Origin of the sequence: Roseovarius sp. MBR-78, from assembly GCF_040547535.1 — a bacterium.
Classification (GTDB): domain Bacteria; phylum Pseudomonadota; class Alphaproteobacteria; order Rhodobacterales; family Rhodobacteraceae; genus Roseovarius.
Window position 1 is genome coordinate 1 of record NZ_JBEPPX010000051.1, and the last position, 9,587, is coordinate 9,587.

10 protein-coding genes and 1 tRNA gene are annotated in these 9,587 nt (G+C 68.1%); 7 read left to right on the forward strand and 4 right to left on the reverse strand.

What is annotated here, in order from left to right; all coding sequences use genetic code 11:
* Window positions 1-134: 134 nt before the first annotated feature.
* The 3 genes from ggt to ABIE58_RS19595 form a co-directional block, all read right to left on the reverse strand.
* Entirely contained in the window at window positions 135-1,904 is a 1,770-nt protein-coding gene (gene ggt, locus ABIE58_RS19585; protein WP_354546313.1) for a gamma-glutamyltransferase, read from the reverse strand.
* 90 nt (window positions 1,905-1,994) lie between these two features.
* Window positions 1,995-3,095 carry a THUMP domain-containing class I SAM-dependent RNA methyltransferase gene (locus ABIE58_RS19590; protein WP_502950125.1) on the reverse strand — a complete coding sequence of 367 codons (1,101 nt, stop codon included), beginning with the start codon at window positions 3,093-3,095 and terminating at the stop codon, window positions 1,995-1,997.
* A 5-nt stretch (window positions 3,096-3,100) separates the two neighbouring features.
* The gene (locus ABIE58_RS19595; protein WP_354546314.1) at window positions 3,101-4,087 is read right to left on the reverse strand and encodes a 2-hydroxyacid dehydrogenase; all 987 of its coding nucleotides are present in this window, start codon (window positions 4,085-4,087) and stop codon (window positions 3,101-3,103) included.
* 111 nt (window positions 4,088-4,198) lie between these two features.
* On the opposite strand from ABIE58_RS19595, the gene ABIE58_RS19600 reads away from it, so the two are divergent.
* Window positions 4,199-4,687, forward strand: coding sequence for an SH3 domain-containing protein (locus ABIE58_RS19600; protein ID WP_354546315.1), 489 nt, complete (start codon window positions 4,199-4,201; stop codon window positions 4,685-4,687).
* Window positions 4,688-5,003: 316 nt separating this feature from the next.
* Here the strand turns inward: ABIE58_RS19600 and ABIE58_RS19605 are convergent, their stop codons facing one another.
* Window positions 5,004-6,038 (reverse strand): hypothetical protein, encoded by a 1,035-nt coding sequence (locus ABIE58_RS19605; RefSeq protein ID WP_354546316.1) that lies wholly within the window; start codon window positions 6,036-6,038, stop codon window positions 5,004-5,006.
* A 115-nt stretch (window positions 6,039-6,153) separates the two neighbouring features.
* Here ABIE58_RS19605 and ABIE58_RS19610 point away from each other — a divergent pair, with 115 nt between their 5' ends.
* From ABIE58_RS19610 to ABIE58_RS19635, 6 genes are all read left to right on the forward strand, one after another.
* Window positions 6,154-7,038, forward strand: coding sequence for a carbon-nitrogen hydrolase family protein (locus tag ABIE58_RS19610; RefSeq protein ID WP_354546317.1), 885 nt, complete (start codon window positions 6,154-6,156; stop codon window positions 7,036-7,038).
* 82 nt (window positions 7,039-7,120) lie between these two features.
* Window positions 7,121-7,339: a translation initiation factor IF-1 gene (gene infA / locus ABIE58_RS19615; protein ID WP_005978431.1), complete on the forward strand. Its 219-nt coding sequence runs from the start codon at window positions 7,121-7,123 to the stop codon at window positions 7,337-7,339.
* Between the two features lie 12 nt (window positions 7,340-7,351).
* Entirely contained in the window at window positions 7,352-7,930 is a 579-nt protein-coding gene (locus tag ABIE58_RS19620) for a Maf family protein (protein WP_354546318.1), read from the forward strand.
* Complete coding sequence (locus ABIE58_RS19625) at window positions 7,927-8,946, forward strand: ribonuclease E/G (RefSeq protein ID WP_354546319.1); 1,020 nt, start codon at window positions 7,927-7,929, stop codon at window positions 8,944-8,946. The genes ABIE58_RS19620 and ABIE58_RS19625 overlap by 4 nt, the downstream gene beginning before the upstream one ends.
* Window positions 8,943-9,125 carry a DNA gyrase inhibitor YacG gene (locus ABIE58_RS19630; protein ID WP_354546320.1) on the forward strand — a complete coding sequence of 61 codons (183 nt, stop codon included), beginning with the start codon at window positions 8,943-8,945 and terminating at the stop codon, window positions 9,123-9,125. Before ABIE58_RS19625 ends, ABIE58_RS19630 begins: the two co-directional genes overlap by 4 nt.
* A 76-nt stretch (window positions 9,126-9,201) precedes the next feature.
* A tRNA-Phe gene (locus ABIE58_RS19635) sits at window positions 9,202-9,276 on the forward strand.
* The last annotated feature ends 311 nt before the right edge of the window (window positions 9,277-9,587 follow it).

The following is a 9,587-nucleotide window of genomic DNA, read 5'->3' on the forward strand; positions in this document are numbered from 1 at the left end:
CCAACCAGCCCGTCCAGCGCCCCAACACCGCGTCCCCGCCGTGTCGGTGAAGGCGGGTTTACGGATACTCGCAAAGAGTCGCAAGTGGTTTTTTCAAAAAAATGAAACTTTCTGCAACGCGGCGGTCAGAGCGGTCATTCGCCGTAAGCGAGCCCCTCGCGGCGCGGGTCTGCCCCGCCTGCGAGGGGCGCGCCCAGTTCTATCGCGTGCAACCCCGAGGTCATCGACCGCACTTCCACCTCATAGCCAAGCTCTGCCAGCGCCGGGACGAGCCACACCGCACCGGGCTCTATATCGTAGCGCCCGAACCGGTTGACGAGATGCGGTAGCGCCACCGCCTGCTGCACATCCATGCCCCAATCCGCCCAAGCGATGATCGTCTTGGCGACAAAGCCGATGATTCGGCTGCCACCGGGGCTGCCCAGCACCAGAACCGGCTGCCCATCGCGGCGCAGGATCGTCGGGGCCATCGACGAGCGGGGCCTCTTGCCGGGGGCGACGGCATTGGCGATGGGCCGCCCGCCCTCGTGGCTGGCAAAGGAGAAATCCGTAAGCTCGTTATTGAGCAGGAACCCCCGCACCATCAGCCGCGAGCCGAATCCGTTCTCGATCGTGGTGGTCATCGACAGCGCGTTGCCATACCCGTCCACGATGGAGATATGCGAGGTCGCAGGCTGCGCGAGCGTCTTGCCCTGACCCCAATCCAGCGCGTGATCGAATTCCGGCGTGCCGGGGGCCACCTCGGGAAGCGCGTCATCGCCGCGCAAAAGCCGCGCACGGTCGCGCAAATAGCCGGGGGCCAGCAGCCCGCGCACCGGCACCGGCACGAAATCGCTATCCGCGAGATACCGCCCCCGGTCGGCAAAGGCCAGGCGGCTGGCATCGCCGATCAGCCGCCATGCATCGGCGCTGTCGGGGCCGAGCGCGGCGAGGTCATAGGGCGCGAGCATCCCCAGTATCTGCGCCACCGTCACGCCCCCCGACGAGGGCGGCCCCATGCCGCAAACCTCATAGCCGCGATAGGGAGCACAGACGGCCTCGCGCTCGCGCACCGCATAGATCGCGAGATCGGCGCGGCTGAGCGTGCCGGGATTGTCCCCGGCCCCCTGCACCGTCTCGACGATATCGGCGGCGATGGGGCCGGTATAGAACGGGGCCGCCCCCTCTTGGGCGAGGATACGCAGCGTATCGGCATAGGCGGGGTTGCGCAGGATCTCGCCCGCCTTGATGGGGGTGCCGCCGGGCAGGAAATAGGCGCGCGTCGCCGCGAATCGCGCCAGCCGCGCCGCATCGCCCGCCACCAGAGAGGCAAGGCGCGGGCTGACCGCAAAGCCCTCATCCGCGAGCCGAATCGCATCCTCGAACAGCACCGGCCAATCGGCGCGCCCCCACCGCCGCTGCGCCTCGGCCAAAAGCGCGGGCGTGCCCGGCACGCCCACCGAGCGCCCGCCCACCACCGCCTCGAAGAAATCGAGCGGTTGGCCGGCAGCGTCAAGAAAGAGCTTGGGCGTCGCCGACATCGGCGCGGTCTCGCGCCCGTCAAGCGTGGTGATCGCGCCCGTGGCCCCGTCATGCCAGACAAGGAACGCGCCGCCGCCAAGGCCAGAGCTTTGTGGCTCCACCAGCCCCAGAACCGCCTGCACCGCCACCATCGCATCCGCCGCCGTGCCCCCCGCGCGCAGCACGCGCGCCCCCGCCTCTACCGCGAGCGGGTGCGCGGCGGCGATCATCCAGGTATCGGCCTCGACGACCCGTCCCGCCGCCTTGGCCGCCGCAGACGCGGCCAGCATTGGCGGCACCTGCACCCCCCCTGCCCCGCCGCCTTCGGGTGCGATGGCATCCGCCGCCTGCTGCGCCATCAGCGGCGCGGCGAGAAACCCAAGCAGAAGCAGCAGCGCGCGCATTCCTTGCCTCCTGTCTCATCTGCCCCGCAGCATATGCAGGCCCGGATTAACACCGTGTTACCACCGACCGAAAATCACGGGATACCCCCGTCACAGCGGATCGGTGCGCCACAGCGTCACCTTGAGCCCACCATGCGCCACCGGCGGCCCCGGTGGCAAGAACGGCAGCCCGGTCGCGCGCGCAAGCCCGCCATCGCTGGTGACAAGCCCGACGCGCCAGCCCCGCATCTCACGCCGCAGCACCTCGCCCAGACTGCCGTAGAGGCCGAAGAGCAGCTTGCGCTCGCCGATGCGCGCGCCATAGGGCGGGTTGACCATGACAAGGCCGGGTGCGCCCTCGGGGCGGGTCAAGGCCGAGACCGGCTGACAGGCGAACTGCGTCACCGCGCTCACATCGGCACGCGCCGCATTCTCTCCGGCCATGCGCACCGCGCCCGCGTCACGATCAAACCCAAGAAACCGCAGCCCGGTCGCGCGCGGCACCGTCTGCGCCCTCATCGCCTGCCATGCCTCGGCATCGAATGTCGCCAGATCCTCGAAGGCGAAGCGCCGGTCGCGACCGGGGGCAAGGCCAAGCGCGATCTCGGCCGCCTCGATCGGGAAGGTGCCAGAGCCGCACATCGGATCAAGCACCGGTTCGCGCCCGTCATAGCCGCATTGCCGCAGGAACAGCGCCGCCAGCGTTTCGCGCAGGGGGGCCTTGCCCGTGGCAAGCTTGTGGCCGCGCCGGTGCAGCGGCTCGCCCGAGCTATCGACGCTCAGGCTCACCAGATCGTCCTCGATCCGGGCCATCACCCGGATCGCCCCATCGCCGCCCTCGGGCGCGCCGAGGGTCTCGGTGATCGCCCGCACGATCCGCTGCGTCGCGGCACCGGCATGGTAGATTTTCGAGCGGCGGCAGGTGGCCTCGACCTTGACCGGCACATCGGCGCGCAGCACCGAGGCCCAGTCGAATTTCCGCGCCCGTTTATCAAGCTGTGCAAGGTGCATGGCGCGAAACGCACCGATCCGCGCAAGCACGCGGTTCGCGCCGCGCACCTCGCGGTTCGCGCGCCAGACATCACGCCAGCCGCCCTCGATTTCGACCCCGCCGGGCACCGCCCTGGCCGGGTGAAACCCGAGCGCCGCCACCTCTTCGGCAAGCGCGGCCTCAAGCCCCGGCGCGGTGGCAAGGAATATCCCGAACGCCACGCCGCTCAGAGCATCGCGGGCACGACCTGATCGGGCGGGCGATGGCCGTCCTCAAAGGTCTTGATGTTGATGATGACCTTCTCGCCCATCTCGATCCGCGCCTCGCGGGTGGCCGATCCCATATGCGGCAACAGCACGACATTGGGCAATTCGCGCAGGCGCGGATTGATCTCGGCCCCGCGCTCGTAGACATCGAGCCCCGCCCCCGCGATCTCTCCGGCGCGCAGCATCCGGGTCAGCGCGTTCTCGTCGATCACCTCGCCGCGGCTTGTGTTGACGATCACCGCATCGGGCTTCATCAGCTTCAATCGCCGCGCGTTCATCAGGTGAAAGGTCGCGGGCGTGTGCGGGCAGTTGATGCTCAGCACATCCATCCGCGCCACCATCTGATCGAGGCTCTCCCACCAGGTCGCGCCGGTCTCGGCCTCGATCTCGGGGCGCAGGCGGCGGCGATTGTGGTAATGCACCTGCATTCCGAAGGCCGCCGCGCGCCGCGCCACCGCCTGCCCGATCCGCCCCATGCCGAGAATACCCAGCCGCCGCCCCGCGATCCGCCCGCCAAGAAAGGCCGTCGGCGACCAGCCGTGCCAGTCCCCCGACTGCATCGCCGCGAGCCCCTCGGGCAGGCGACGCGTGACCGCGAGAATCAGCGCCATCGTCATATCGGCGGTATCGTCGGTCAGCACACCGGGCGTGTTGGAGACCAGAATTCCGCGCTGCCGGGCCGTCTCGACGTCGATATGATCGACCCCCGCGCCGTAATTGGCGATAAGCTTGAGCCGGTCGCCCGCCTGCCCGATAAGGCCGGCGTCGATCCGGTCGGTGATGACCGGCACAAGGATATCGGCCTCGCGCATCGCTTGCGCCAGCGCCTCGCGGCTCATCGGCGTGTCATCCTCGTGCAGGCGCACGTCGAACAGCTCCTGCATCCGCCGCTCGACCGGCTCGGGCAGGCGTCGCGTAACGACAACATTCAGGGGTTCTGACGACATGGCGGCCCTCCTCCGGCTTTTCTTTCGCGCGCGGTGCTGGCAGAGTGGCGCAGGATCAGGCGGGGCACAAGAACCCTTGCCGGTAACACGGGCAGAAATCGGAGAGCCGGGATGCGACGACTTGGGCTGGCCTTGATTGTCATGGCACTGGGCAGCGTCGCGAGCGCGGCGGAACGCGGCAGCGTCACCGGCCTGCCATTGCCGCGCTACGTCTCGCTCAAGACCTCCGAGGCCAATGTCCGGCGCGGCCCGAGCCTCACCCATCGCATCGACTGGGTCTACAAGCGCCGCGCCATGCCGCTGCGCGTCACCGCCGAATTCGGGCACTGGCGGCGGGTCGAGGATCGCGACGGCGCGGGCGGCTGGGTGCATTACACACTCCTGTCGGGTGTGCGCACAGCCATCGTTGAGCCCGATCTTCTCGATGTTCTCGCCCGCCCCGAGCCCGGCGCGATGGTCGTCGCACGGCTCGAGGCAGGGGTTATCGCGCGGCTGTCGGAATGCGGCGTGACGTGGTGTGCGCTCTCGGCGGGGGGCTATGACGGCTGGGCCGAGAAATCCGCGCTCTGGGGCGTGGACGCGCAGGAAGTCGTTGAATAGGCCCCCGATACCCCCGGTGCCTCGCCGACCCTCTTGGCCTGGCGGAGTGATTTTGACGACACCCTGGCCGGGGCTGGTCTGATCCAGCGTTGCAACCACCGCGGCCCCGGCGCATCGTTGCCCAACTAGGTATCCGTTCGGGTCATGGAAAAGACGGGGGACACTCCTGCATGACGGCTCTCGCACCCAAGTGCGAAACGGTCCGCGCCACGCAAGATCGCTATGGCACTCACCCGGCGGTCGCGCACCACACGACCGATCCCAAACACTCAACGCCCGCTCCGGGCCAATGTCACCGGCCAACCGCCACCCTGACCTACCCCCCGCATATCCCCTGAAGCCGCAGCCAGTCGGCATCGCTCAGAATCGGGGGCAGGTCGGCGGTGCGGGCAAAGGGATCGGCCTCGATCAGGCCAAGAACCGTTTCACCGGTCACATCGCGGGCATAGGCATAGGGCGTGGCGCGCACCTGCCAGCGGGCGAAGCCCGTAATCAGCGTGGCATCGGGCAGTGGCGCGGGCGGTGCCCGGAGCAGCGTTTCGGCATGGGCGCGCAGGGCCGCATCGCTCAGGCTGCCGGTGGCGAGAAGCCGCAGCACCTCCCACAGGCCCGCATCGCTCAGAAGCCGCTCCAGCGGATCGTGCGTCTCGGCGCGCAGATGCGCGGCGATGATGGCCCCGGCGACCACATCCGCCGTGTCGTGATCCTCGACGAGGTCGGCGCTGACGAGGATGGTGCCGCCAGTGAGGCGCAGCGCCTCGCCAACCCCGCTGCGCACCACCATCAACCGGCTGCGCCCCCGTGCCGGGGGCAGCCGCTGTTCCAGCACGGCGAGCGCGGCAGTGCCGCCCGGTGTGCGGCAGGCTGGGCCGGTCACGCGCTGCACATGACCGAGCAGCGCCTGCCCGATTTCCACCCGCTTGACCGCGGGCACGACGCGCAACGCGTGATCCCGCGCCGCCCCCGGCAGCCAGAGCGTGACCACCAGCACCACCCCCAGCAAGCTGGCGACCATCCCGGCGAGGCGCAGCCGCCCCGGCCTTGGCCGCTGGCGGGCGACGGCGTTGCGCAGGGTCTCGATGGCGGCGATCATCTCTTCCTCGCCCTCGGCGATTTCGAGTGTCTCGCCGGGGTCTGCGTCGGGATGGTAGAGGGCGGGCACCCCGCCGGGATTGGCACGGGCAATGGCGGCAAGCGACCAATGCGCCTTCACCCGGTCGCGCGTGTCGGTGATCGTCAGCGTCGCCTCGCCCAACGACACGATCACGTCCAGACGCTGCGCCTCGGCGTCGGGCCGCCACAGCGCCGCCGCCTCAAGCCGCTGGTATTGTTGAAGTGCCGTTTTTTTCATGTGCCGGGCTGCCCTGCCTCGTTCGCTCAAGCGTAGCACGGTTGCGCGGCGCGCGGCAATCGCTCGACGCGGGCGGGCGGGGCGGCTAGAACGGGCCACAACGAGGAGTGCCGCCATGAAGATCGCCACCGCCGCCTATCCGCTCGATATGCTCGGGTCATGGGCCGAATATGCCGCCAAACTCACCGAATGGGTGGCCGATGCCGCCGCGCATGGTGCCGATCTGGCAGTGTTTCCCGAATATGGCGCGATGGAACTGGCCACGCTTCAGGGGCCGGAGGTGGCGGGCGATCTGGAACGCTCGCTTCATGCGGTCGATACGGTGATGGGCGATGTGGGCGATCTGCACGCCGATCTCGCCGCGCGCTACGGGGTGCATATCCTTGGCGCGTCGGCCCCGGTCTTTGATCCCGCTCTTGGCCCCCGCCCGGTCAACCGCGCCACGCTTTATACGCCGACGGGCGCGCGCGCCCATCAGGACAAGCAGATCATGACACGGTTCGAGCGCGAGGAATGGGGCGTTGCACCGGGCGGGCCGCTGCGGCTTTTCGATACCGCGCTGGGCACCATCGGCATCCTCATCTGCTATGACAGTGAATTTCCCCTGCTGGGCCGCGCCCTGTCGGAGGCCGATCTCCTGCTCGTGCCCTCCTGCACCGAGGCGCTGACCGGCTATTGGCGGGTGCGTATCGGGGCGATGGCGCGTGCGCTTGAGGCGCAATGCGTGAGCGTGATGGCCTCGACCGTGGGCGGGGCGGCGTGGTCGCCCGCCGTCGATACCAATACCGGCATGGGCGGCATCTTTGGCCCCCCCGATACCGGCTTTCCGGCCACCGGCGTGATCGCCGAAGGCGTGCTCAACCACCCCGGCTGGACCGAGGCCGAGGTGGACCTTGCCCGCGTTGCCCATGTGCGCGCCGATGGCGTCGTTCTCAACCGCCGCCACTGGGCCGATCAGTCGGGCCGTGACGGTGCGGCCACAGTTGAGCGCCTGCGCTGATTAGACCTTGAAAAAAACCCTCGACAGGCGCATTTAAGCACGCGTTCCGCATTTCAGCGGAATGTTTCTGCAAGGAGAGACCATGGCCAAGGAAGACACGCTCGAATTTCCCGGTGTCGTCAAGGAACTCCTGCCGAACGCGACATTCAGGGTCGAGCTTGAAAACGGCCATGAGATCATCGCGCATACGGCAGGAAAAATGCGCAAGAACCGCATCCGCGTTCTTGCGGGCGACAAGGTGCAGGTGGAAATGACGCCCTATGATCTGACCAAGGGCCGGATCAATTACCGCTTCAAGTAAGCGCCGCGCTTCATGGGATTGATTCTTGGATCGGGCAGCCCCCGCCGCCATGACCTGCTGGCGCAGATCCGGGTGGTGCCGGATGCGATTCGTCCCCCCGAAATCGACGAGACTCCGCGCAAGGGCGAATTGCCCCGCCCCTATTGTGCGCGCATGGCGCGTGAAAAGGCCGAGGCCACCGAGGCGGGCGCGGATGACATCGTGCTTGCCGCCGATACCACCGTCGCCATGGGCCGCCGCATCCTCGGCAAGCCCGGCAGCGCGGGCGAGGCGGCGCAGTTTCTTCATGCGCTGTCGGGACGGCGGCACCGCGTCATCACCGCCGTGGCGGTGCGCCGGGGGGAGAATTTGTGGGAGCGCGACGTGCTGAGCGCGGTCAAGCTCAAGCGCCTCTCGGACGAGGACATCAACGCCTATCTCGCCTCGGGCGAATGGCAGGGCAAGGCCGGCGGCTACGGGATTCAGGGCATGGCGGGCGCGTTCGTGCCGTGGATATCGGGCTCGTTCACCGGCATTGTCGGCCTGCCGCTTGCGGAAACCGCGGGCCTCTTGCAGGCCGCAGGCTATCCCCTCTGGAAGGAGCGCTCATGACCACCATAGCCCTCGATCATCTGGCGGGCCGCGAGGCGGCTGCGCTGCTTGTCAGTGGCAGGCTGGAGGATCTCCTGATCGACAGCGACACGCCGCGCCCCGGCACCATCTATCGCGCCATCGCCGACCGCCCGGTCAAGGGGCAGGGCGGGCTGTTCCTGCGCACGCCCGATGGCTCGGCCTTTCTGCGGCAGGTCAAGGGCATCGCACCGGGGCAGGCGCTTCTGGTGCAGGTCACCGGCCATGCCGAGCCGGGCAAGGCGATCCCGGTCACCACCCGCATCCTCTTCAAGAGCCGCTATGCCATTGTCACCCCCGATGCGCCCGGCCTCAACATCTCGCGCGCGATCCGCGACGACGAAGAGCGCGCGCGCCTGCACGAGATCGCCCGCGACGCGATGGGCACCAGCGGCATGGGGCTGATCCTGCGTTCGGCCTGCGCGGGCGGGGAGGATGACGAGATCGCCGCCGATATCGCGCAGATGCGCGCGCTGGCCGAAACCGTGCTTGGTGACAGCGACGGGCAAGGGCCGGAAAAGCTTGTGGACGGGGACGGCCCCCATGCACGCGCGTGGCGCGACTGGCCCCTGCCCGAGGAGCTGAGCCGCGAGCCGGGCTGTTTCGCCGAGTTCGGCGTTCTGGAGCAGATCGACGCGCTCTGTGCGCCGCAGGTGGCGCTGCCCGGCGGGGCGGATGCCTTTATCGAGCCGACGCGCGCGCTTGTCGCCGTGGATGTGAATACCGGGGCGGATACAAGCCCCGCCGCCGGGCTCAAGGCCAATATCGCGCTGGCGCGAGAGCTGCCTCGGCAATTGCGGCTGCGCGGCCTTGGCGGGCAGATCGCGCTCGATCTTGCCCCCATGCCCAAGAAGGACCGCCGCGTTTTCGAGGATACGTTGCGCGCCGCCTTTCGCCGTGACGAGGTCGAGACGATCCTCGCGGGATGGACGCCGCTTGGCCATTACGAATTGCAGCGCCAGCGCGCGCGCCTGCCGCTCGCCGGGGCGCTGCGATGACCTGCCCGATCTGCGGCAAGGCAATGGTGCCGCGCTACCGCCCGTTCTGCTCGCGCCGCTGCGCCGATATCGACCTCGGCAAATGGGTCTCCGAGAGCTATCGCGTGCCGTCACACGATCCCGAGGACATGGCCGAGGCGGCGGAAGCGGCGGACATCGAGGCACAAAAACCGCACTGAAATCAACCGAAGCCTCTGGACAGCCCGCCCACGCTCGCCTAAGAACTGCCCACCCGAGGGCGTGCCCCTCACCCGTGCCCGGGTAGCTCAGGGGTAGAGCAGTGGATTGAAAATCCTCGTGTCGGTGGTTCGATTCCGCCCCCGGGCACCATTAACAGGGCGCTGAAAAGTCCGCCGTCGATACGCTTGCGCCAAAATGGGCAGGTTTTTTGAGCGCTCTCGTTGAGCTGAGGGAAAGCGCTCGCTTCCAACATCGACGAGGTCGACGAAAAATACTGCTCAAAAAGCTTTTTCAGCGGCCTGCTAGGGTTATAAAAAGGCGAATAACCGAAACAACAAGATCAAAAACAGAGGTCGTTGCAGGTGCGGTCCTGTCGCGAAGGTGGTGGAAATTTGAAGGTGGCGTAATCTCCGGGTGAACGAAACCCACCCAACCGGCGGCTGGCACCGCCAGAGGAGATC